The 20,500-nt window shown below is 70.3% G+C and carries 23 protein-coding genes, 1 tRNA gene and 1 pseudogene; 9 read left to right on the top strand and 16 right to left on the bottom strand.

Translation table 11 applies throughout. The features are described from left to right. The first annotated feature begins 131 nt into the window (after positions 1-131). From BM339_RS42915 to BM339_RS42905, 3 genes are all read left to right on the top strand, one after another. Positions 132-1,184, top strand: coding sequence for a LacI family DNA-binding transcriptional regulator (locus BM339_RS42915; protein WP_075024564.1), 1,053 nt, complete (start codon positions 132-134; stop codon positions 1,182-1,184). Positions 1,185-1,276: 92 nt separating this feature from the next. Further along, the gene (locus BM339_RS42910; RefSeq protein WP_083598499.1) at positions 1,277-2,641 is read left to right on the top strand and encodes a glycoside hydrolase 5 family protein; all 1,365 of its coding nucleotides are present in this window, start codon (positions 1,277-1,279) and stop codon (positions 2,639-2,641) included. Between the two features lie 64 nt (positions 2,642-2,705). Further along, a complete protein-coding gene (locus tag BM339_RS42905) occupies positions 2,706-3,032 on the top strand; it encodes an antibiotic biosynthesis monooxygenase family protein (RefSeq protein WP_075024563.1) in 327 nt (108 codons plus the stop codon). Positions 3,033-3,132: 100 nt separating this feature from the next. Here the strand turns inward: BM339_RS42905 and BM339_RS42900 are convergent, their stop codons facing one another. After that, positions 3,133-3,993 (bottom strand): helix-turn-helix transcriptional regulator, encoded by an 861-nt coding sequence (locus BM339_RS42900; RefSeq protein WP_075024562.1) that lies wholly within the window; start codon positions 3,991-3,993, stop codon positions 3,133-3,135. A 125-nt stretch (positions 3,994-4,118) separates the two neighbouring features. On the opposite strand from BM339_RS42900, the gene BM339_RS42895 reads away from it, so the two are divergent. After that, complete coding sequence (locus BM339_RS42895; RefSeq protein WP_075024561.1) at positions 4,119-5,114, top strand: aldo/keto reductase; 996 nt, start codon at positions 4,119-4,121, stop codon at positions 5,112-5,114. A 173-nt stretch (positions 5,115-5,287) separates the two neighbouring features. On the opposite strand, the gene BM339_RS42890 is transcribed toward BM339_RS42895, so the two are convergent. The 5 genes from BM339_RS42890 to BM339_RS42870 form a co-directional block, all read right to left on the bottom strand. Continuing rightward, the gene (locus BM339_RS42890) at positions 5,288-5,908 is read right to left on the bottom strand and encodes a TetR/AcrR family transcriptional regulator (protein WP_021594118.1); all 621 of its coding nucleotides are present in this window, start codon (positions 5,906-5,908) and stop codon (positions 5,288-5,290) included. 130 nt (positions 5,909-6,038) lie between these two features. Further along, positions 6,039-8,015 (bottom strand): acetoacetate--CoA ligase, encoded by a 1,977-nt coding sequence (locus BM339_RS42885; RefSeq protein ID WP_075024560.1) that lies wholly within the window; start codon positions 8,013-8,015, stop codon positions 6,039-6,041. 94 nt (positions 8,016-8,109) lie between these two features. Further along, positions 8,110-9,093: a cyclase family protein gene (locus BM339_RS42880; protein WP_083598497.1), complete on the bottom strand. Its 984-nt coding sequence runs from the start codon at positions 9,091-9,093 to the stop codon at positions 8,110-8,112. 2 nt (positions 9,094-9,095) lie between these two features. After that, positions 9,096-10,511, bottom strand: a complete 1,416-nt coding sequence (locus BM339_RS42875; RefSeq protein ID WP_021594115.1) for an amidohydrolase family protein — start codon at positions 10,509-10,511, stop codon at positions 9,096-9,098. Between the two features lie 69 nt (positions 10,512-10,580). Beyond that, complete coding sequence (locus tag BM339_RS42870; RefSeq protein WP_083598496.1) at positions 10,581-11,384, bottom strand: SDR family NAD(P)-dependent oxidoreductase; 804 nt, start codon at positions 11,382-11,384, stop codon at positions 10,581-10,583. Between the two features lie 135 nt (positions 11,385-11,519). Here BM339_RS42870 and BM339_RS42865 point away from each other — a divergent pair, with 135 nt between their 5' ends. Then, positions 11,520-12,404: an oxidoreductase gene (locus tag BM339_RS42865; protein ID WP_075024559.1), complete on the top strand. Its 885-nt coding sequence runs from the start codon at positions 11,520-11,522 to the stop codon at positions 12,402-12,404. Positions 12,405-12,609: 205 nt separating this feature from the next. Here BM339_RS42865 and BM339_RS42860 read toward each other — a convergent pair whose 3' ends face one another. From BM339_RS42860 to BM339_RS42835, 6 genes are all read right to left on the bottom strand, one after another. Next, positions 12,610-13,794, bottom strand: coding sequence for an MBL fold metallo-hydrolase (locus BM339_RS42860; protein WP_024934680.1), 1,185 nt, complete (start codon positions 13,792-13,794; stop codon positions 12,610-12,612). A 252-nt stretch (positions 13,795-14,046) separates the two neighbouring features. After that, positions 14,047-14,532, bottom strand: a complete 486-nt coding sequence (locus tag BM339_RS42855; protein ID WP_024934679.1) for a GNAT family N-acetyltransferase — start codon at positions 14,530-14,532, stop codon at positions 14,047-14,049. A gap of 59 nt (positions 14,533-14,591) precedes the next feature. After that, positions 14,592-15,341 (bottom strand): methyltransferase domain-containing protein, encoded by a 750-nt coding sequence (locus BM339_RS42850; RefSeq protein ID WP_075024558.1) that lies wholly within the window; start codon positions 15,339-15,341, stop codon positions 14,592-14,594. Next, positions 15,341-15,691 carry an ArsR/SmtB family transcription factor gene (locus BM339_RS42845; RefSeq protein WP_021594109.1) on the bottom strand — a complete coding sequence of 117 codons (351 nt, stop codon included), beginning with the start codon at positions 15,689-15,691 and terminating at the stop codon, positions 15,341-15,343. The genes BM339_RS42850 and BM339_RS42845 overlap by 1 nt, the downstream gene beginning before the upstream one ends. A 59-nt stretch (positions 15,692-15,750) precedes the next feature. After that, positions 15,751-16,164 carry an arsenate reductase ArsC gene (locus tag BM339_RS42840; RefSeq protein ID WP_075024557.1) on the bottom strand — a complete coding sequence of 138 codons (414 nt, stop codon included), beginning with the start codon at positions 16,162-16,164 and terminating at the stop codon, positions 15,751-15,753. A gap of 13 nt (positions 16,165-16,177) precedes the next feature. Then, a complete protein-coding gene (locus tag BM339_RS42835; protein WP_075024556.1) occupies positions 16,178-16,558 on the bottom strand; it encodes an ArsR/SmtB family transcription factor in 381 nt (126 codons plus the stop codon). A 138-nt stretch (positions 16,559-16,696) separates the two neighbouring features. On the opposite strand from BM339_RS42835, the gene BM339_RS42830 reads away from it, so the two are divergent. Together BM339_RS42830 and BM339_RS50425 are read left to right on the top strand one after the other, a co-directional pair. Continuing rightward, a complete protein-coding gene (locus BM339_RS42830; RefSeq protein ID WP_075024555.1) occupies positions 16,697-17,173 on the top strand; it encodes an ArsI/CadI family heavy metal resistance metalloenzyme in 477 nt (158 codons plus the stop codon). A 939-nt stretch (positions 17,174-18,112) separates the two neighbouring features. Continuing rightward, the gene (locus tag BM339_RS50425) at positions 18,113-18,280 is read left to right on the top strand and encodes a hypothetical protein (protein WP_161790991.1); all 168 of its coding nucleotides are present in this window, start codon (positions 18,113-18,115) and stop codon (positions 18,278-18,280) included. A gap of 18 nt (positions 18,281-18,298) precedes the next feature. On the opposite strand, the gene BM339_RS42820 is transcribed toward BM339_RS50425, so the two are convergent. The 4 genes and pseudogenes from BM339_RS42820 to BM339_RS50990 all read right to left on the bottom strand — a co-directional run bounded on the left by BM339_RS42820 (position 18,299) and on the right by BM339_RS50990 (position 19,248). Continuing rightward, a tRNA-Ala gene (locus BM339_RS42820) sits at positions 18,299-18,371 on the bottom strand. A gap of 16 nt (positions 18,372-18,387) precedes the next feature. Continuing rightward, entirely contained in the window at positions 18,388-18,561 is a 174-nt protein-coding gene (locus tag BM339_RS52080) for an HAD family hydrolase (protein WP_256255797.1), read from the bottom strand. Positions 18,562-18,605: 44 nt separating this feature from the next. Beyond that, positions 18,606-19,106 (bottom strand): annotated as a pseudogene (locus BM339_RS42815) (HAD family hydrolase); the annotation flags it as partial. A 22-nt stretch (positions 19,107-19,128) separates the two neighbouring features. Further along, a complete protein-coding gene (locus BM339_RS50990; protein ID WP_021592723.1) occupies positions 19,129-19,248 on the bottom strand; it encodes a DLW-39 family protein in 120 nt (39 codons plus the stop codon). A 218-nt stretch (positions 19,249-19,466) separates the two neighbouring features. On the opposite strand from BM339_RS50990, the gene BM339_RS42810 reads away from it, so the two are divergent. Both BM339_RS42810 and BM339_RS42805 read left to right on the top strand, forming a co-directional pair. Further along, the gene (locus BM339_RS42810; protein ID WP_021592722.1) at positions 19,467-19,676 is read left to right on the top strand and encodes a hypothetical protein; all 210 of its coding nucleotides are present in this window, start codon (positions 19,467-19,469) and stop codon (positions 19,674-19,676) included. Between the two features lie 17 nt (positions 19,677-19,693). Continuing rightward, positions 19,694-20,485, top strand: coding sequence for an SDR family NAD(P)-dependent oxidoreductase (locus tag BM339_RS42805; protein ID WP_075024553.1), 792 nt, complete (start codon positions 19,694-19,696; stop codon positions 20,483-20,485). Positions 20,486-20,500: the final 15 nt, after the last annotated feature.

The raw sequence follows: 20,500 nt of genomic DNA, 5'->3' as shown, positions 1-20,500 counted from the left end.
TCGCCTCTTTCCCAAACGTTTGGGCGTTGACCTCTGGCTGACCCAAACGATTGGGTCAAACGTTTGGGTTGTATAAAAGGCACCAGAGGGTCGCCCTGTCAAGGGGTGGCGGCGACGGAGAGGCAGGACGGGTGGCCCGAACCGATCGGCAGCGGCCCGCGACACTGCGCACCATCGCGCAGGCGGCGGGCGTCGACGTCTCGACCGTCTCCCGGGTGCTCAACGGCTCCGCCGAGGACGCGCAGCGCGCCGCGTCCCGCGAGACCGCCGACGAGATCCGGCGGTGGGCGGCCCGGCTGAACTACCGGCCGAACCCGCACGCCACCAGCCTGCGCACCGCGCGCAGCAACCTCGTCGGCGTGCTGGTCCCCCGGCTGTCCGACCTGGTGCTCGCCACGATCTACGAGGGCGTCGAGGACGCCGCCGCCCGGCACGGCCTGACGACCTTCGTGATGAACAGCCACGACCGGCCGGAGCAGCAGCGGGTGCGCACCGAACTGGCGCTGTCCCGCCACGTCGACGGGCTGGTCTTCGGCGACGCGCACACCGACGCCGCGTTCCTGGACGAGATCGCCGAGCGCCGGATCCCGTTCGTGCTCGTCAGCCGGCACGCCGGCCGGCACCCCGCCGTCACCTGCGACGACCACCTCGGCGGCCGGCTGGTCGCCGAGCACCTCCTCGGCCTCGGCCACCGCCGGGTGGGCGTCATCGCCGGCGAGCCCTTCGCCAGCACCGGCGCCGACCGCACCGCCGGCTTCGTCGACCGCTACCGCGGCGCGGGCCTCCCGGTGCCCGGCTCCCACGTCGTCCACTCCCGGTTCGACGCCGCCGGCGGCCGCGACGCCGCCGAGACTCTCCTCCGCCTCGAACCCCGGCCCACGGCCATCTTCGCCGTGAACGACTTCTCGGCCATCGGCGCGCTGGGCGTCCTGCGCGACCACGGCCTCCGGCCCGGGAAGGACGTCGCCGTCGCCGGATACAACGACACCCCGCTGGCCGCGGAACTGCCCATCCCGCTGACCAGCGTCCGCTCGCCCATGCGGCAGATGGGCGCCCGGGCCCTCGACCTGCTCGTCGACCTGCTCGCCGGACGGTCGCCCGAATCCGAGCGGCTCCGCCCGCAACTGATCACCCGGGCGTCCACCGACCCCGCGAAGCTCTCCAAGATGATCGAGGAATTCTGACGCTTCGTGAAAACCGTGAAAGACCACTGGCCTGAAACGGGGAGCGTCCCTACGCTGCCGGGGTCGCAGACGAACCCTGGAGGGTCGCCCCCATGCCCGAGCTCCCCGCCACGACGTCGATCGACCGCAGAAAATTCTTCGGGGTGACCGCGGGAGCCGCCGCGGCGTCCACCCTGCTGACCTCGACCGCCGCGCACGCGGACGCACCGGCGCCCGGCCGCCACCGGCACCGCCGCGTCCGCTTCGGCGTGAACTACGTCCCGAGCAAGAACTGGTGGTTCTCCTGGTCGGACTGGGACCGGACGTCGATCGCGGCCGACCTCGACGACATCGCCTCCCTCGGGATGGACCACATCCGCATCATGCTGGTCTGGTCGGAACTGCAGCCGAACTCCACCTACGCCCGCGGCGAGCACCTCGACCGTCTCGAAGAGCTCCTCGACCTCGCCGACCGCCGCCACCTCGACGTCGAGGTGACCGTCTTCAACGGCGCGGTCAGCGGCGTCCTGTTCGTCCCGCCGTACCTCATCAGCAACAGCGACGGCACGGTCCGGAACGTCTTCACCGACCCGGAAATGATCGAGCGGGAGCAATGGCTCCTCGCGCAGATCGCCGAACGCATCGGCCGGCACCGCAGGTTCATGGGATTCGACCTGTCCAACGAGATCCACTGGTTCGGCAAACCGCTGGGCATGGCGGTCACTCCGGCCCAGGGCGACGCCTGGCACACCGCCCTCTTCGACACCTGCGAGAAGGTCGCGCCGGGCAAGATCCACGTCTCCGGAATCGACCACTGGCCGTGGCAGAACAACGACTACTGGAGCCGTCACGGCCTCGCGACCTCCGGAACGATGACCGCCAACCACACCTGGGCGGGCTGGACGCAGGTCATCCAGCGCTACGGATCGCTCTCCACGTCGTCCACGCACTATTCCGAGTTCTTCGTCGAACTCATCAATGCCTTCCACACCGACCTGAAGCGAAAAGTATGGATCGAGGAGACCGGCGTCTCCACGGTCTGGATGGACGCGGCCGACATCCCGCCCTGGACCGAAAGGTCGATCCGCGCCATGGCCGACTGCCCGGACCTCTTCGGCATCACCTGGTGGGACTCGCACGACCTCAATGCGAAGCTCAGCGGCTACGTCAATCTCGAATACGATCTCGGCCTGTTCACCAACGACCGGAAACTGAAGCCGATCGGCAAGACCATCCGCAAACTCATCGCCGAGTACGACGCACGCCCACCCGCCCCCGCCCCGCGCGAGACCGCCCTCGTCCTGCCCGACGACATGATCCCGGCGGCCGACTTCACCACGTTCTTCGATCCGTTCATGAACCTTGTCGACCAGGGGAAACGCCCGTCCGTCGTCCTGCAAAGCCGCAGCGACGACACCGCCTACCTGGAGGCCCGCGGCATCACCCACCTGATCACCCTCGACCAGTTGCGAACGTGAACCCGCATTTGGGGCCAGGGCTGGTACGGTCAACGCCGGGTGGCCCTGACGACCGGGAGCCAGAATGATCGCCCGAATATGGCGCGCAACCGCGACCCCCGAGGGGGCGGAGTCCTACCGGGAGCACTTCGCCGACGCCGTGCTCCCAGCGCTCCGCCACCTTGACGGCCACCGAGGCGCCTACCTGCTCCGCCGGGACGCAGACGGCCAGGTAGAGCTGGAAGTCATGACCCTGTGGGACTCCCTGGATGCCATAAAGGCCTTCGCCGGAGCCGACATGTCAACAGCCGTCGTAGAGCCAGAGGCACAGGCCGCCCTCCTGACCTACGACAGAACAGTCACCCACCAAACGGTCGCGCTAAGCACCCTCGAAGAACCGGAGACCACCTAGCAAGCCCGGCCCGGACAGACCACCGATCCCGACCAGCGGCCAGGAGAACCGCCCACGGCCAGCGCTTGGGAGACGGGCGGACGCGCGTTGGGCGCGCCATTCACTGCGCGGAGGTGCTGCCGGTTTCCGCGCGGAACTCTTCGATGCCGAGGACTCGCAGCAGGTCCAGCCTCTCGCGGGTCTCGGCGTCCGCCGGGGTGAGCACCAGCAACTGCTGACGCTGGTCCGGCGTGATCAGGGTCTCGCAGTCCATCAGCAACCGCCCCACCCGCGGATGCAGGATGGTCTTGCGGTCGGCCCGCCGGACCGCCACCTCGTGCTCGGCCCACAGCCGGCGGAAGTCGGCACTCGCGTCCTGCAACCGGTCGACCAGCCCGGCCACCACGGGATCACCGGACCGGCGCCCGGCGACGGCGCGCAGATCGGCCACGATCTGGCGTCCGTAATGCTCCTGCTCCTCGGGCGGGCAGGCGGCGCGCGCGGCAGCCTCGGTGAACCAGCGGTACACGGTGTACCGCCGGTCGCCGGAAAAGACCGTGTGGTCACCCGCCAGCAGGGCGGACATCCGGTTCTGCGCGAGGACCTCCCCCAGGTCGGACAGCACCATGGCCGGAGTGTCGCCGAGCAGGTCGAGCATGCGCACCAGACCGGCACGGGCCAGGCGGGCCACATCCTCGGCCGGCGGTGGCCGGTGCCCGGCCAGATGGAACAGGTGGTCGCGCTCATCATTGGTCAGCCGCAACGCCCGGGCCAGCGCACCGAGCAGCTGGGTGGACGGTTGGCTGCTGCGGCCCTGTTCGAGGCGCACCACATAGTCTACCGACATGCCGGCGAGCATCGCCACCTCTTCCCGGCGCAGGCCGGCGGTGCGGCGGCGGGGACCGTCGGCCAGTCCCACCTCGGCCGGGCGGATCGCCTTGCGGCGGCGGCGCAGGAAGTCGGCGAGCTGCTCACGTTCCATGACTCCATGGTCCCTCCGGTCGCCGGGCATATACAGGGAGCGGCTCTCCCACGATGAACGCTCCGCTTTCGCACGTCCCGTCCGGAACGCAGGGTGGAACGCGACATCGAGAAGAGGAGAACCTCATGCGGACAAGAACCTTGGGCCGTACCGGACCGACCGTCTCCATGCTCGGCCTGGGGGCGATGGGCATGTCAGGCGCCTACGGCGAGGCCGACCGCACGGAGAGCATCGCCACCGTGCACGCCGCCCTCGACGCCGGCGTGACGCTGATCGACACGGGCGACTTCTACGGCATGGGCCACAACGAGCTGCTCCTGGCCGAGGCGCTCCGCGGCCGGAACCGGGACGACTACAAGCTCAGCGTGAAGTTCGGCATGCTGCGCGGCCCCGGACCCGACTTCGGCGGGCAGGACGGCCGTCCCGAAGCGGTGAAGAACTTCCTGGCCTACTCGCTGACGCGGCTGGGCACCGACCACATCGACATCTACCGTCCCGCCCGGCTGGACCCGGCGGTGCCGATCGAGGAGACGGTCGGCGCGATCAAGGAGATGATCGACGCCGGATACGTGCGGCACCTCGGCCTCTCGGAGGTCGACGCGGCGACGATCCGCCGCGCGCACGCCGTCCACCCCGTCGCCGACCTGCAGATCGAGTACTCGCTGATCTCCCGCGCCGTGGAGGCCGACGTCCTGCCCACGCTGCGGGAGCTCGGCATCGGCCTGACCGCGTACGGCGTCCTCGGCCGCGGCCTCATCTCCGGGCACTGGTCTGCCGGCCGCACCTCCGGCCCCGGAGACAGCCGGGGCTTCAGCCCGCGGTTCTCCGGCGGCAACGTCGAGCACAACCTCGCCCTCGTGGACGCCCTGCGCCGGGTCGCCGAAGCAAAGGGATGCACCGTCGCCCAACTGGTCATCGCCTGGGTGGCCGCGCAAGGCGAGGACGTCGTCCCGCTGGTCGGCGCCCGCACCCGCGAGCGCCTGACCGAAGCCCTGCCCGCGGCGGAACTGGCCCTCACCGCAGACGACCTCGCCGAAATCGAGAAGGCCGTCCCGCCAGGCGCCGCCCGAGGCGACCGCTACCCGCCCGCCTTCATGCCCGACCTGGGCGTAGGCAACTGACAGGGACGAAGGCGAGCACCTCCCGGCACCCCAGCCACCGCATCCGGCTCCTCGCGGGACGTGTGCCGGCCGCAGCCGGGAGGCGCTCACCCTGCACGCGGCATCGGGACGTCACGGCACGAGTCTTGTGGACAGCGTCGAGGAGGTCGACAGATGCAGCGATCACGGACGGCTCACGGCAGCATGCGGAGCCAGATGCCGATGCAGACGTCGCTGGTGTGCCTCAAGGCGTCCTCGCCGCCCTCGCCCGCCGAGGCGTAGTAGAAGTTGCGCTCGGTCATCCAGCACAGCGCCCGCGCCACGTCCTCGGCCGACCCCGGTCCCTCCGCGGAGAGCCCGCCGCTCAGCATCACCTCGGTCGTCACGGTGATATAGCGCTCGACCGTCTCGGTCCACATGGCGCCGATCTCGGGGATCACCGCGCCCAACTCCACCGCGGCTCGCATCACCACGCCGTGCTGGATCCAGTGGCGCTCGGTGTTGTGGACCGCGCGGACGATGCGCTCGGCCGGCTCGGTGCCGGTGTCGGCCGCGGTGGACGCGGCATCGTTCGCGACCTGCTCCACCGTACGGCGGACCAGCGCGGTCAGGACATCCTGCTTTGAGGCGAAGTAGAAGTAGAGGGCGTTGCGGGTGATCCCGGCGCCGCGGGCGATCGACTCGACGGTCATCCTGTCGAGCGTCTGGGTCCCGAGCTGCTCCTCGGCCGCATCGAGGATGGCCTGTTCGCGCAGGTCGCCCTTGCGAGGCGCCTCGCGCCGGCGCCGGCGGCTGGCTGCGTCTGCGCTCGTCATTCCAAGAATGCTAGTCGGCGTGATCCGGACCCGTGGCGACGCACCGGCGACTGCTCGGCGAGGCGCCCAGGGGAGACCGCCGTGCGCACCAGCGGCAAACCCTGCCGGTGAGTTGCTCCAGCCGCGCGTGTCACGCTCGCGCATCCTTTCCGCCGTCGGTACGCCTGGCGCGGGCGATCGCTGCGTAGTGCTCGATGACAGCGGGGTTCTCCAGGCTGCCGGCGCCGGCCGCCCGCTCGACCGGCAAGCCTTGGAAGAGCCGCTTGACGGGCACCTCGACGCGCTTGCCGGTGCGGGTGCGTGGGACGCCCGGCACGGCCAGGATGTCGTCGGGCACGTGCCGCCGGCTGGCGTTGCCGGCGATGGCCTCGCGGATCGTACGGCGCAGCTCGTCGTCCAGTTCGGCGCCGTCGACCAGATGCACGAACAGCGGCATCCAGTAGCCGCCATCGTCCTGCTCGACGCCGATCATCAGGCAGTCGACCACCTCGGGCAGCGGTTCCACGGCTGCGTAGACGTCCGCCGTGCCCATCCGGACACCGCCGCGGTTGAGGGTGGAGTCCGAGCGGCCCGAGACCACGGCGGAGCCGCGCTCGGTGATCTCGACCCAGTCGCCGTGGCGCCACACGCCTGGGTAGGTGGAGAAGTAGGCGTCGCCGTAGCGGCTCCCGTCGGGGTCGTCCCAGAAGCACAGCGGCATCGACGGCATCGGCGCGGTCACCACCAGCTCGCCGTCCCGGCCGGTGACCGGTCGGCCCGCCTCGTCCCAGGACGCGACGGCCACGCCGAGCATCGGGCCGGAGAGCTCACCGGCCCACACCGGGTGCATCGGGGTCGCGCCGAGGAATCCGGTGGCGACATCGGTGCCGCCGGTCGAGGAGACCAACTGCGCGCCGGTGCCGACGGCGTCGTAGACCCACCGGGCCGTGCCGGCCGGCAGCGGCGAGCCGGTCGACCCGATGAACCGGACCCGCGACAGGTCGTGCCGCTCTCCCGGCCGGAGCCCCTGGACGGCGCACGCGGTGAGATAGCCCGCGCTGGTGCCGAAGTGCGTGAGGCCCCACTGCTGCGCCAGCTCCCACTGCCGGTCCAAGTCGGGGTGGGTCGGGCTGCCGTCGTACAAGACGGCGGTCGCCCCACCGAGCAACGAGCAGACGACGATGTTCCACATCATCCAAGCCGTGGAGGTGTACCAGTAGAAGACGTCGCCAGGCCGGACGTCGGTCTGCAGCAGCATGTTCTTGTATTGCTCGAGCAGCATGCCGCCGTGACCGTGGACGATTCCCTTGGGGATGCCTGTGGTTCCAGAGGAGAACAGGATCCACAGCGGGTGGTCGAAGGGCAGCGGGGCGTACTTCGGCTCTTCCTCGCCGGCGACGAGGTCGGCCCACGGGACCACGGTGCGGCCCTCCGGAGCCTCGGGGACCCGTCCGGGATGCAGGTGGTCGACCCAGACGCAGGTCTCCACGGTCGGCAGCTCGCCGAGGATCTCCATCGCGGCGGCGGTCCGGTCGTGCCGCTTCCCGCCGAAGTGGTGGCCGTCGACCGCGATCAGCACCTTGGGCCGGGTCTGGGCGAGCCGGTCGAGGACGCTGCGCACGCCGAAGTCGGGTGCGCACACCGTCCACACCGCGCCGACGGACGCGGCGGCGAGGAAGGCGACCACGGCGTGCTGGGTGTTCGGCAGGTACGCCGCGACGCGGTCACCGGGCTCGACGCCGAGGCGCCGTAGCGCGGCGGCCAGCGACCCGACCTGACGGCTCAGCTCGGCACCGGTCAGCCGGGCCGACCTGTCGTCCTCGGTGTGCGCGGCCAGCGCCACCCGGTCGCCGTCGAGGGCGGCCAGCAGGTGCTCGGCGAAGTTGACGCGCACCCCCGGGAACCAGACCGCCCCCGGCATCGAGTCGTCGGCCAGCGCCTGCTCGGCGGAGAGCCCTCCGGCGACGCCGAAGAACTCGGCGACGTCGGCCCAGAACGTGCCCAGGTGCTCGATCGACCATCGCCACAGGTCGTCGTACCCGGCGAAGCGGATACCGTGCCTGGCCTCCAGCCAGGCCGTGAACTGCCCGAGCCGGGTATCCGAGCGGTCGTCAGGTGGTGACCACAGCGGAGCCGGGGCGTCCTGCCCGCGGGGCGGCGAATGCTCGTGGGTCGGTGAGGTCGCGTCGGCGGAGATGTCGCTGTCCCCCTCGAATCGTCCGTCACTTGATCGCTACCGCGCTGACCGGTGAGCCGGCCGCTCCCGTCAGCGGCAGCGGTGACGCGCTCAGCATGAACTCGTAGGCTCCGTCCTCGGCGCAGTCGCGGGCGAGGGTGTCGAGGTCGAACATCTCCCCGAACGCGATCCCGGCGTGGACGAGGCAGACGACGTGAAGCGGCTGGAAGACCCCGATCTCGTTCGGCCGGACCTCGACGCCCCAGGTGTCGGTGGCGACCGCGGCGATTTCCCGGGCGTGCAGCCAGGGGGCGGTGTGCAGCGAGAGCCCCGGTGCCGGGCCGCCGGCGTAGTCGCCCCACTTCTCCCGACGCGCTGCGAGGAAGCCGGTGCGGACCAGGAGCGCGTCGCCGGGCTCGACGGTGAGCCCGTGCTCGGCGAGGAAGGACTCGATGTCCTCCGTGGTGACGGCGTGGCCCGGTTCGAGGGACTCGACGCCCAGCATCGCCGGTACATCGACCAGCAGACCGCGGGTGACGATCCGACCGGTGTAGTTCTGCACCCCGTTGGCCGCCGCCCCCGACGAGGTCGACTCCGCGGCCGAGCGGCCGTTCCACATCCGGCCGTCCCAGAAGATGTGCGAGAGCGAATCCCACTGGGTGCCGGCCTGGTTGTCCATGACGAGTATGTCGTCGGAGTAGCCGAACCCCTTCGGGGTGCCGCCGCCTGGGAGAAAGTCCTGGGTCCCGGCCAGGTAGTCCAGGCCGGTCGCGGTGGCGACCAGCCGCGGGTTGGACCGCAGCACGCCGTCCTGCGGGCCGCTCCCGTCGTAGGGAAGGGTCAGCGAGATGGTCCTGCCGGCCCGGACCGCGCCCGCCCCCCGGCGCACGGCGGCGGCGTCGATGAAGTTGACCGCGCCGACCTGGTCGTCCTCGCCCCAGCGGCCCCAGTTGGTGCACTGCTTGATGTAGCGCTGGAGCAGCGCCAGGTCTTCGGCCGGCGCCGGCGCCTTTCCTGCGAAATCGACCATGATCAGCCGGCCAGGTTGGCGAGGGCCAGCGCGGTCACGTCGTCGAAGCCCTCGGTCGGGGTGGCCGGGAACCGCTCGCCTGCGGCGCGGACACGTTCGAGCACCCGCGCGGCGGACTCGTCGGCCTCGGCCAGGAGCTTCGGCAGGTCGTGCCCGACGAGCACGCCGTCGCGCTTGACGAATTCGCCGTCGACCAGCACGTGGCGCACGTCGCTCGGGGTCGTCTGGTAGATCAGCGTGCCCGGACCGTCGATGACCGGGTGCTGGCCTATGCCGGGGCCCCCGACCACCATGAGATCGGCCTTCTTCCCCACCGCGATGGTGCCGACCTGGTCGCCGAGGCCGCAGGCCTCCGCCCCGTTCGTCGTCGCCCACTCCAGGGCGTCGAGCGCAGTGGCGGTGACCTTCTCGACGTCCTTGCCCGCCAGGTTGAGGTGCTCGGTCTCGGCCCAGCGCTTGAAGGCCAGGCCGAACCGCGCCTGCGTGATCACGTCTCCGCTGTTGAGCGAGACCACGTCGCAGGACAGCGTCGGCTTCACGCCGAACTCGGCGCACTTCTGGAAGACCGGCCGGCCCATGCCCATGTTGGTCTCGGTCTCGACCGAGATCGACACCTTGGAGCCGGCGCCGGCGAGCCGGCGCCACTGCTCGTCGCTGAGGGTGTTGCAGTGGATGTGCACCATGTCCGGGCCGAGCAGCCCGGCGTCGGCGATCTCGTCGAATCCGGACGGCATCTGCCAGACGCACGCCATGTGCGTGGCGATCAGGGCATCGTGCGCGCGGCCGATCTCGATCTCCCTGCGAGTGTGGGAAAACGGAACCAGGCCGAGTTCGTTGAGGGCGACCCCGAGGGTGACCCGGCCCGTCCCGGTGAAGTACGTCGCGGCGATGCGCTCGAAGTCCCTGACCCGCTCGGAATGGTCGGCGAAGTGCGGCGGCGCGAACGGGCTGCTCTCGAAGAAGCCGTAGCAGAACCTGGCCCGCACTCCGGAATCCAGCAGTCCGGTGACCGCCGCGTCGGAGTGCTCAGGGGTGTTGTTGCAGTGCGAGAAGTCGAGGATCGTCGTCACACCTGCGTTGAGGGCCTCCAGGGCGCCGAGCTTGTTGCCCAGGTGCACGTCGGCCGCGGTGTACGCGGGGGAGACCGCGAGCCGGATCCCGTAGAAGTAGTCGGCCAGCGACCAGTCGGCGCAGATCGCGCGCGCCTGGGTCTGCCAGGTGTGACGGTGGGTGTCGACCATCCCCGGTGCGACGACGTGGCCGGTGACGTCGAGGACCTCGGCGTCGGTCACGTCCAGCTCCGGTCCGACGGCGATGATGGTGCCGTCCTCGATGAGGACGTCACCTTGCGGGAGAACCCCGGTGGCGGGGTCCATGGTGACGAGCTGGGCTCCGCGCAGGAGCAGGCGTGTGGTCATGGCGTGGTCTTCCGTTCTTTGCTGTCGGAGTTGTCTGTGTTCGTCGTTCGTGGTCGTGCGGGGGACGGCTCAGATGAGGATCAGCCCGCCGTCGAGGGTGAGTCCCTGGCCGGTGAGGCCGGCGGCGGCGGGTGACGCGACGTAGGCGACCAGCTCGGCGACCTCGTCGACGCCGAGCAGGCGCCCCTGGGGGACGCGAGAGACCAGGCCGGCGAGTACGGCCTCCTCGGTCGTCCCGAGCACCGAGGCCCACTGCGGCAGGGCCTGGGCGACCATCTCGGTGTCGACGAAGCCGGGGCAGACCGCGTTCACGGTGACGCTGTCCCCGGCGGTCTCCAGGGCCAGGCAGCGGACGAGCCCGAGCAGTGCGTGCTTGCTGGCGTTGTAGGGGCTCTGGAACCGGCTGCCGTACTTGGCGGCGGTCGAGGCGACGGCGACGATCCGGCCCCAGCCGCGCTCGCGCATCGGGCCGAGCACCGCGCGCGCGAAGCGGACCGCGCCGATCACGTTGATCTCGTAGAGGCGGCGCCATTCGGCCTCGTCGATGCACTCGAACCGTCCCGCGGCACCCTGCCCGGTGGCGTAGACGAGCACGTCGACCGGCCCGAACTCCTCACCGACCCGGTCCACGACCCGGGCGACGTCACCGGCGACGGTCACGTCGCCGGGGTACGCCGCGCATTCGGCGCCGCCGGCGCGCAGGGCCGCGGCCGACCGCTCAAGGGAGTCCGCCGACCGGGCGGTCAGGGCCACCCGGGCGCCGCGCCCGGCGAGCCGGGTCGCCACCTTCGCCCCGATGCCACGGCTGGCACCGACGACCAGGGCGCAGCGCCCCGACAGGGTGAGCGAGCGGTCCTCGGACAGGTCTGGCATCAAGATCCTCCCGTGACGTCCGGTCGTGAGGAGCGTTACACGTGACACACTTTTTGTCTACGCAGCATCGATTTTTTTTGTCGTAACGTCGAAAAACTCTTCCGGGGCGGCCCCCTCCGGCCCTACCCTCGGCCCATGAGCGAGAACGCAGCCACCGCCGAGCCCGCCGTCCGACCGAAGACATTCCTGATCACAGGCGTGAGCGCCGGGCTCGGCCGGGCGCTGGCAAGCGCCGCGCTCGAGGCCGGCCACACGGTGGTCGGCACCGTTCGCAGGGCGGAGGACGCGGTCGCGTTCGAGGCCCTCGCGCCCGGCCGGGCCGTAGCGCGGGTCCTCGACGTCACCGACCACGACGCCGTGCTCACCGTGCTCGGCGCCGTCGAGGAGGACGTCGCGCCGGTGGACGTCGTGGTGGCGAACGCCGGCTACGGGCATGAGGGGGTGTTCGAGGAGTCCCCGATGAGCGCGCTGCGCGCGCAGTTCGACGCCAACGTCTTCGGCGCGGTCGCCACGATCAAGGCCGTCCTGCCCTCGATGCGCCGGCGCCGGGCGGGCCGTGTCATCGGGATCACCTCGATGGCCGGGCTCATGACGGTCCCGGGCCTGACCTTCTACCACGGGAGCAAGTACGCCCTTGAGGGCATCCTGGAGTCCCTCGGCAAGGAGGTCGCCCAGTTCGGGGTGTACGTGACCGCGGTCGCTCCCGGCTCGTTCCGGACCGACTGGGCCGGCCGTTCGATGGATCGCGCCGAGCGGTCGATCAGCGACTACGACGAGCTGTTCGGACCCATCCGCGAGGCGCGCCTGAAGGCGAGCGGCAACCAGCTCGGCGACCCGGCCAAGGCCGCCGCGGCGATCCTCGCCGTCGTCGAGTCGGAGCAGCCGCCGGCACACCTGCTCCTGGGCTCGGACGCACTGCGGCTGGTGCGGTCGGGGCGCGCCGCCCTGGACGCGGACATCGCGGCCTGGGAGCAGCTCAGCATCTCGACCGACCTGCCCGGAGGTGCGCAGATCGGCTGAGCGCACCGACCGCCGCCCGCCTGCCTGGAGACGGCCGACCCCAACGCGCAGGCGGGCGCCGCGCCGCCTCCGAGAATCGCCCGGCGCGACATCATGCCGGTCGCCGCCGCCCCGGCGTCAACTCGAGCCCACCGGCCGAAACCCAATGATGCACTCAGTGGTGCGTTGCGACGCCCTCAAGCGCTCGGGCATGCGAGCGTCGCCTTCACGGCCGACCGATGCCGAGCCGCATCAGGTCTTTTCCCACGATGAGGCGGCCGGAGTAGCCGCGCTGCGCGAGCCGCCAGCGAGACGCCGCGTTCGTGCTCGGTATGAGGTGGCTCAGCACCAGGTTCTTCGCGGCCGCGGGCTCGGCCACGTCTCGGCCCACCTGCTCGATCGTGGTGTGGGAGCTGAGCAGATGCTCTCGCGCCGGCCCGGCGATGTCGTCGGGCAGCGAGGCCGTCACCGCCTCGACGAATTTCGGATCGATGACCTCGTGGACGAGGAAGTCGCATCCTTGGGCGAGATCGATCAGGTTCTCGCTGACCGTGGTATCTCCCGAGATGACGACGGACCCGTCCGGGGTGTCGAAGCGGTAGCCGAACGCGGGCGCGGTCGGGTGGTGGTCGACCAGCGTTGCCGTGACGCGCACATCACCGTCGTCCCAGACGTGCAGCGGTCCGGCGAGCCGGGGAGGCCTGCCTTCGGCGTCGACGTCCCAGACACCGGCCAGGTCGATGTCGTGCACGTCGAAAAGACTCTCTGGCGCTGCCAGGTTGTTGTCGCGCGCGCGGTCGTTGAAGTCTTGGGCGAACGCCCTGCTGAGGTAGCTGGTCATGCCGGTGATACCCGGCGTGGGGTCTTCAGCGTGAACCACTGGCGGCGCTGGCCGTCCCGGGGGGAACACTCGGGGCAACGTACCTCGGTCCCCGGGCCCGAACACTTGTACTTTGGGCAGCATGCGGCCGAATGCGTTCGTCGTGCCGGTTGCGTAGACGCCAGGCCAGTCCGTGACATGATCGCTGTGCAGGTGCGTGAAGAAGACCCCGCTCACCCGCGCCAGCGATGACGAGACCTCGGCGTCAAGGCCCAGGCCGCTCTGCGAGAGTTGGATAAGGGATCCGGCGCCGAGGTCGACGAGGTAGACCCGGTCCTCGTACACCACCGCAGTCGAGACGCCGGCCGGGCCACCGGCAAGCCGACCAGGCCCACCGGCGGTGCCCAGAAGGACAAGTCTGGTGCGGTGACGGCGAGCGGCCGAACCTTTCCTCTCCGGCCCCGCCGCGGCCGCAGGCGAACCGGCCGCTATGAGCCCACCGGCGGCCGCAGCCGCGCTCAGCGACTTGAGGAATCGCCGCCGATCGGCCTCCGGCATCTGGTTCGCCGCGGATCTCAGGACATCGCACATCGTCTCGCTACTCCTTCGTCGTTCGGAGGACGGGTGCGGTGGAAGCAGCGTCCGGTGGCAAGCGCATGCGCGTATTGTTCGACGTGAGAAGGTCGGCGCACATAGAGCGATTCCGATGAGTGGCACGGGAGATGTCCGTCGCGCCTCCGCCGGCAGTCGGCCGGAGAGCCGCTTGATCGTCCCCTGGTGACCGCCCTAGTGGCCCGCCGCCCAGGTTGCCGCGCCTGGTCCCGGTGACGCTGGTGCCTGGCGCTAGAGAACGGTAGGGCTGCGGCGTTCGAGGAGGACGACGTCGCGCCACCTGCCGTGGAGACGGCCCAGTCTTTGACGGGTGCCCACTGTGCGGAAGCCTGCTTTGGCATGCAGGCGGAGGCTGGGGGTGTTTTCGGGGAAGATGCCGGTTTGGATGGTCCAGATGTCGTCGGCTTCGGTGGCGGCGATGAACGCGGTCAGCAGTGCGGCGCCGATGCCCAGCCCGCGGGCGTGCGGAGAGACGTAGATGCTGTGCTCCACCACCCCGGCATAGCAGCATCGATCTGAGACGGGGCTGGCTGCGATCCAGCCGAGCACGTTGTGGTTCGGGTCTGTGGCGTGGTCGGTCGCGACATAGCGATATTGGTCGAGCTTGGCGGAGTCGAACGCTTGCCAGGTGGGGGCGGTCGTCTCGAAGCTGGCGTGTCCGGTGTCCAGGCCGTGCTGGTAGATCGTCAGGACCTGGTCGGCGTCCTGGGGCTGCATGGCCCGGATGGCGATCCCGGGCTGATCGTGGTGATGGGATGGCATGGCGCGTTCGGGAGCTAGCCGGTGGGCTTGGTGGCCTGGACGATGGCGGCGTGTAGCCCGTCGCCGCTGTCGGCGGTTGCGGTGATGGTGATGCCGGTGAATCCGGCGGCGTGCAGCTCGCGACGGTACTCCTGGGCGGTGAGGGTGGAGGCGGCGCAGCCGAGGCGGTTCTCTGCGGCGGTGCGCTCGTCGGGATCAAGGCCGGATTCGGCGATGATGTCGCTGACCCCCAGTCGGCCGCCGGGGAGCAGGACGCGGAAGGCTTCGGCGAGCACGCGGGCCTTGTCGGCGGCGAGGTTGATGACGCAGTTGGAGATGACCACGTCCACGCTGGCCTCGGGAAGCGGAATGTCTTCGATGTGGCCGCGCAGGAAATGGGCGTTGCGGGCTCCGGCCTGCGTGGCGTTGGCACGGGCGAGGGCGAGCATGTCGTCGCTGGCGTCCAGCCCGTAGGCGGTTCCGGTCGAGCCGACGCGACGGGCCGACAGCAGCACGTCCAGTCCGCCGCCTGAGCCCAGGTCCAGGACGGTTTCTCCGGGACGCAGTTCGGCGACGGCGAGGGGGTTGCCGCATCCGAGACTCGCGCGTAGAGCGGCCTCCGGCACCTGGTCCTCAGCGGAATAGGCGGCGGCGTCGGTGCAGGCGTCGCTGCATTTGTTGCCGTCTTCTGGGGTGCCGCCGGCCAGGGCGAGCCGAGCTAGGCCGGAGTACCGCGCGACGATGGCTTCGGTTGTGGGGGCGCCACCGGGGCTGGGGTCGGCCATCAGGTGTCTCCTTCGGGTGGGCAGGTCGGCGCGACCGGTGCGGCCCGTCCCATGACCAGGTCGGCGGCGGTGGGGAAGCACTCCACGCACGCCGCATTGATCCGGTAGAAGCGGGAGGTCCCGTGCTGGTCGACCAGGACGAACCGGACCCGAGCCAGCACCTTGAGATGGGCGGACACCGTCGACTGCCCGACGTGAACGGCGTCAACGATCTCGCCGACGTTCATCGGCCGTCCCTGCCGTGCGAGTAGGGACACGATCTGGACGCGGGTCGGGTCGGCCAGTGCCTTGAACCAGGACGCGTACTCGGTGGCGGTCGGCCGGTCGAGCGGCCCTTTCTCCTCATTCATCGTTCATCGACGATAGACGATAAACAGCGCATGCGGAAGGAGGCGACAGGCGCCGGCCGTCAGGCGCCGGCGGGCAGGAGTTCGGCGAGCAGGGCGCGGACGCGGGTGTCGATCTCGTCGCGGATGGGACGGATCTTCTCGACGGGCCGGCCGGCGGGGTCGGGAAGCTGCCAGTCGAGATACCGCGTGCCAGGGAAGGCAGGGCAGGCGTCGCCGCAGCCCATGGTGATGACCACGTCGGCGGCCTGGACGGCTTCGCCGGTGAGCGGCTTGGGGAACTCCTTGGACAAGTCCAGGCCGAGTTCGGCCATCACTGCGCGGACGGCGGGGTTGATCTCGTCTGCGGGTGCGGACCCGGCTGACCGGACGCGGACCCGTCCGGCGGCGTGGTGATCGAGCAGGGCGGCGGCCATCTGGGAGCGTCCAGCGTTATGAACGCACACGAACAGCACCTCGGGCACGACGGCGGTCATCACAGGCGCCCGGTCAGGAGACAGCGGCTGCGGCGACGCGCGGCCCGAGGATCGTCGACAGCCGTTCCAGGACGCCGGGGTTGAGCCAGTAGTAAACCCACGTCCCGCGCCGCTCCGAGTCGATCAACCCGGCCTGCTTGAGCACTTTCAGGTGATGGCTGATCGTGGGCGCCGTGAGGTCGAACGCGGCGGTCAGGTCGCATACGCACACCTCTCCACCCTCGTGGCAGGCGATCAAGGACAGCAGTCGCAATCGGACGGGGTCGGCGATCGCCTTGAACAACGGCGCCAGTTCGGCCGCCTCGTTCTCGCTCAACGGCTCGCAGACCAGGGGCGCACAGCACGCCCCCTCGGCGTCGACGGGGCCCAAGATCGGCAACGGCTGCTTAGACATGCCTCTAATTTGACATCCATCTATGCACGGATGCAAACTCGATCCATCGGCTGCTTAGACGAACATCTAAACAGCCTTCACCTGGGCACCCGCCGACCGACGACCGGCCGACACCGCCCACGACACGAGGAGGAACCCATGTCCCGCGTCCAGCTCGCATTGCGCGTGTCCGACCTGGAAGGCTCGATCGCCTTCTACTCCAAGCTCTTTGGCACGGAGCCGGCCAAACTCCGGCCCGGCTACGCCAACTTCGCCGTCGTCGAGCCGCCGCTCAAGCTCGTCCTGATCGAGGGCGAGGACGGGGAGCCGACCCGCATGGATCACCTCGGCGTCGAGGTCGAGGACTCCGGGCTCGTCACCGACGCGACCAAGCGCCTGACGGACGCCGGACTCGTGACCCTGGAGGAGAACGACACCTCGTGCTGCTACGCGCTGCAGGACAAGGTCTGGGTCCACGGTCCCGGCGGCGAGCCGTGGGAGGTCTACACGGTCAAGGCCGACGCGGACACTCTCGCCAAGGCCGAAGAGTCCGCGTGCTGCACAACCCAAGCCGGAGACCGGACCACCGAAACGACCACGGCAGTCGCAGCCACAGCCAGCGCGACCTGCTGCTGACCACCGCCACCCAATTGCGCCCGCACCGCAGGCACCGTGACTCTCCGGCAGGGCGTCGGCCCTCTGTTCCGAAAGCACCTGCGGGCGCACGTCGCCAAGCACGCTACGACGCTCGTCTCTGCGGAGCCGAACAAGCGGGGGCAGCTTTCCGGCGAACGCCCGTGAGCTCTGGCCGTCGAGACCGTCGCGCGTCCGAACCTGCACTCCACGACCTGCGGCACACCGGCAAAACGCCGCACTGCGGGGAAGCCTGCGCGACCTCACGGACCGATTGGAGCAGAAAGCGTCGGGCAGCGATGACCGACCACCACTCGACGTCCGAGCCGAGCCGCAGGCGATCCCCCGCTGCGCTCGACGAAAGGAGCGGAGCGGGCAGCGACGGCAGGGAGAATGACGGCGGTCTCGCCAGTGGCACACACTCGTCCCGCTGGCGTAATGTCCCGAACGCCCCCATCCGGAGTCGGATGGGGGCGTTTCCGCAGGTGGGCCCTAGGGGATTCGCCCCCAGACCTGCGTAGGCTGCTCGGAGCGGCTACAAAATGACGGAGGGCCTGTGACTCTCGCTAGAAGGGGATGCCGGCGCATCGTCGTCGACGGGGCCGAGTATCGGTGGAAAGTGCGCGGCCGCCCGACCTACTGCCAGGGGCTGGGCTGGTCCCCGCTGACCTTTGCTGTGGAAGCCGCAGAGTCACCCGGCGCGCTGCTCGTCGTCTCGCTGCCATGTGCGCATCCCAGCAACTGGGTGAGCCTGCCATCCGGCGTGGTCCTGCCCCGGACGGTTTCGAGGGCGATCCACTCAGCGCTGCTCAACGGTTGGATGCCGACACGGCCAGGCCCAACGTTCACGCTCACCTTGAGCGGGGAACACCCCCGCCGCGATCGCAAGGGCAACGCTTCCTGAGCTCGAGGAACGCATGGGCCGCCAGCCACCACGCGGCGATGATCTACCTGCGCGCGACGGACGAGCGGCACCGCGAGATCGCGGGCACCCTGAGCGCGATGGCCAAGGCCGAACCCAAGGGCCGAAGGCGTTCGGGCACGCGACGGGCACGGAAGCGAAAGAAGATTCGTGAAAGACGAGAGCCCAGGCCGGAACTTCACTTCTGACCGGGGCTTCTTGGTGGGTGGAGCCTAGGGGATTCGAACCCCTGACACCCGGCTTGCAAAGCCGGTGCTCTACCAACTGAGCTAAGGCCCCTCGCGGCGGGACAAGCCTACCCGGGGTGGTCGGCGGTCGTGGAATCGGTGGTGGGGAGGATGAGGTCGGGGAGGGACGCGACGCTGGGGAGGACGTGGGTGGCGCCGGCGTCGAGGAGGCGGTCGTGGTCGTGGGCGCCGGTGAGGACGCCCGCGACGATGGACGCGCCGGAGCGGCGGCCGGTGAGCATGTTATGTCGTTGGCGGTGTCGCCGCAGACGGCGATGTGGCGGACGTCGTCCACGCCGAGGCGGAGGGCCGCGGTCAGGACGAGGTCGGGCCACGGGCGGCCGCGGGGGACGTCGGCGGGGCAGAGCGTCAGGTCGACGCGGTCCCACCAGTCCAGGGCGTCGAGGATGCGGGCCTGGGTGCTGCGGCCGAAGCCGGTGAGCAGGCACACGCGCACGCCGGCGCCGCGGATGCGTCGCAGGGCCTCATCGGCGCCGGGTACGGGTTTGAGGCCGTGCCGGTCGACGAGCTGGTCGTAGGAACGCTCGAACGCCAGGTTCGCGGCCTGGGCGCGGGGTTCGTCGAAGAGCGCGCGGAAGATGGCGATCTTCGAGCCGCCGCGGGCGTCGCGGAAGTGGGCGAGGGCACGGTCGTAGGCCGCCGTGCCGGAGACGATCCCCAGGGTGGCGATCGCCTCGGCGAAGGCGGATTCGACCGTGTCGCCGTCCGCGACGGTGGTCCCGGCGAGATCGAGGCAGGCGACGGTGATCGGCTCTGCTTCGCTCACGCCGGGGCCGGTCGCCGGCGGATCAGTTGTCGGACGACGTGGCCTCGGTCCACAGGTCCAGCTCGGCGCGGTCCTGCTGGAGCTTGCGCCAGACAGCGAAGCCACCGAGTGCGACAACGGCGAGGACGAGCAGCTTCTTCACGGTGGGACCCCTTCACCTCGACTATCAAGTCAAACCCGGGAAATGCGGAACGATGTCTGCTTCCCCCGGCTCTCCGCAGCCTAGCAACCGATGCCGGGCGATCATCACCCACTCGCCGTCATCGGACCGGACGTCCAAAGAAGCTGTCACGTTTTCGCCATCTCGCCGGGACGCCCGGACGGTCGCATAATCCGTGGTGACGACCTTCGGGAGTGCCGATGGCAGAGGATGACTTCCGGCGTTGGGAACGCGAGTTCGACATGGGTGTGCCGGACGAGCGGGCGACGGGAGGCCGCGGGCTGGTGCTCGCCGCGGGCGCGACCGCGACGGGATGCGCCGCCATGATCGCGCTGGGTGAGGTGGTCCTCGGCGTCGCGGGATTGGTGCTGTCGTCGGTGATCCTGCTGCTGTGGCGCATCGGGATGTGATCCGCCATCATCGCGGCATGGATCTGCGCGGAGCGAACGTCCTGGTGACCGGCGCGACCGGCGGTATCGGCCAGGCCCTGGCGAAAGCGCTGGCCGATCGCGATGGCCGGCTCGTCCTGACGGGCCGCCGGGCGGACGTCCTGGAGCCGCTCGCGGAACAGCTCGGCGCCCGCGCGATCGTCGCCGACCTGGCCGATCGTGCCGCGGCCGAGGGGCTGCTGGACGAGGCCGGGCGTGTGGACGTACTGGTGGCGAACGCGGCGCTGCCCGCGTCCGGGCTGCTGGCGGAGTACTCGATCGCTCAGATCGACCGGGTACTGGACGTGAACCTGCGGGCGCCCGTCGTGATGGCGAAACTCGCGGCCGACCAAATGGCCGATCGTGGCCGCGGGCATCTGGTGTTCGTGTCGTCGCTGTCCGGCAAGGCGGCGTCCGGGAACGCGTCGTTGTACAACGCGACGAAGTTCGGGATGCGGGGATTCGCGCTGGCGCTGCGGGAGGATCTGCATCCGCACGGCATCGGCGTTTCGACAGTCTTCCCCGGGTTCATCCGGGACGCCGGGATGTTCGCCGAGGCGGGCGTGACCCTGCCCAAGGGCATCGGGACGCGCACGCCCCGGGACGTGGCGCGGGCTACCGTCCGGGCCATCGAGCGGAACATCGCGGAGATCGATGTGGCGCCGCTGGGGCTGCGGCTCGGCGCCCGGATCGGCGGGGTCGCGCCCGTCCTGTCCGCGGCGGTGCAGCGGCGTGCGGGCGGGCACCGGGTCGCGCGGGACCTCGCGAACGGGCAGCGCGACAAGCGGTAGCGACAAATCCGGATC

Origin of the sequence: Actinomadura madurae (assembly GCF_900115095.1) — a bacterium.
Classification (GTDB): Bacteria; Actinomycetota; Actinomycetes; order Streptosporangiales; family Streptosporangiaceae; genus Spirillospora; species Spirillospora madurae.
The sequence above is the reverse complement of the archived record's forward strand: the minus strand, read 5'-3'. Positions and strand labels throughout refer to the sequence as shown.

Bases quoted from the DNA above. Each gene is read 5' to 3' on its own strand.
- BM339_RS42850 (WP_075024558.1), bottom strand. From the start codon at position 15,341: ATGGCCGACCCCAGCCCCGGTGGCGCCCCCACAACCGAAGCCATCGTC.
- BM339_RS42870 (WP_083598496.1), bottom strand. From the start codon at position 11,384: ATGCCAGACCTGTCCGAGGACCGCTCGCTCACCCTGTCGGGGCGCTGC.
- BM339_RS50425 (WP_161790991.1), top strand. From the start codon at position 18,113: ATGATCTACCTGCGCGCGACGGACGAGCGGCACCGCGAGATCGCGGGC.
- BM339_RS42905 (WP_075024563.1), top strand. From the start codon at position 2,706: ATGATCGCCCGAATATGGCGCGCAACCGCGACCCCCGAGGGGGCGGAG.
- BM339_RS42880 (WP_083598497.1), bottom strand. From the start codon at position 9,093: ATGGTCGATTTCGCAGGAAAGGCGCCGGCGCCGGCCGAAGACCTGGCG.
- BM339_RS42845 (WP_021594109.1), bottom strand. From the start codon at position 15,691: ATGAATGAGGAGAAAGGGCCGCTCGACCGGCCGACCGCCACCGAGTAC.
- BM339_RS42865 (WP_075024559.1), top strand. From the start codon at position 11,520: ATGAGCGAGAACGCAGCCACCGCCGAGCCCGCCGTCCGACCGAAGACA.
- BM339_RS52080 (WP_256255797.1), bottom strand. From the start codon at position 18,561: ATGCTCACCGGCCGCCGCTCCGGCGCGTCCATCGTCGCGGGCGTCCTC.
- BM339_RS42875 (WP_021594115.1), bottom strand. From the start codon at position 10,511: ATGACCACACGCCTGCTCCTGCGCGGAGCCCAGCTCGTCACCATGGAC.
- BM339_RS42840 (WP_075024557.1), bottom strand. From the start codon at position 16,164: ATGACCGCCGTCGTGCCCGAGGTGCTGTTCGTGTGCGTTCATAACGCT.
- BM339_RS42890 (WP_021594118.1), bottom strand. From the start codon at position 5,908: ATGACGAGCGCAGACGCAGCCAGCCGCCGGCGCCGGCGCGAGGCGCCT.
- BM339_RS42835 (WP_075024556.1), bottom strand. From the start codon at position 16,558: ATGTCTAAGCAGCCGTTGCCGATCTTGGGCCCCGTCGACGCCGAGGGG.
- BM339_RS42860 (WP_024934680.1), bottom strand. From the start codon at position 13,794: ATGTGCGATGTCCTGAGATCCGCGGCGAACCAGATGCCGGAGGCCGAT.
- BM339_RS42910 (WP_083598499.1), top strand. From the start codon at position 1,277: ATGCCCGAGCTCCCCGCCACGACGTCGATCGACCGCAGAAAATTCTTC.
- BM339_RS42855 (WP_024934679.1), bottom strand. From the start codon at position 14,532: ATGCAGCCCCAGGACGCCGACCAGGTCCTGACGATCTACCAGCACGGC.
- BM339_RS42805 (WP_075024553.1), top strand. From the start codon at position 19,694: ATGGATCTGCGCGGAGCGAACGTCCTGGTGACCGGCGCGACCGGCGGT.
- BM339_RS42830 (WP_075024555.1), top strand. From the start codon at position 16,697: ATGTCCCGCGTCCAGCTCGCATTGCGCGTGTCCGACCTGGAAGGCTCG.
- BM339_RS42900 (WP_075024562.1), bottom strand. From the start codon at position 3,993: ATGGAACGTGAGCAGCTCGCCGACTTCCTGCGCCGCCGCCGCAAGGCG.
- BM339_RS42810 (WP_021592722.1), top strand. From the start codon at position 19,467: ATGGCAGAGGATGACTTCCGGCGTTGGGAACGCGAGTTCGACATGGGT.
- BM339_RS42895 (WP_075024561.1), top strand. From the start codon at position 4,119: ATGCGGACAAGAACCTTGGGCCGTACCGGACCGACCGTCTCCATGCTC.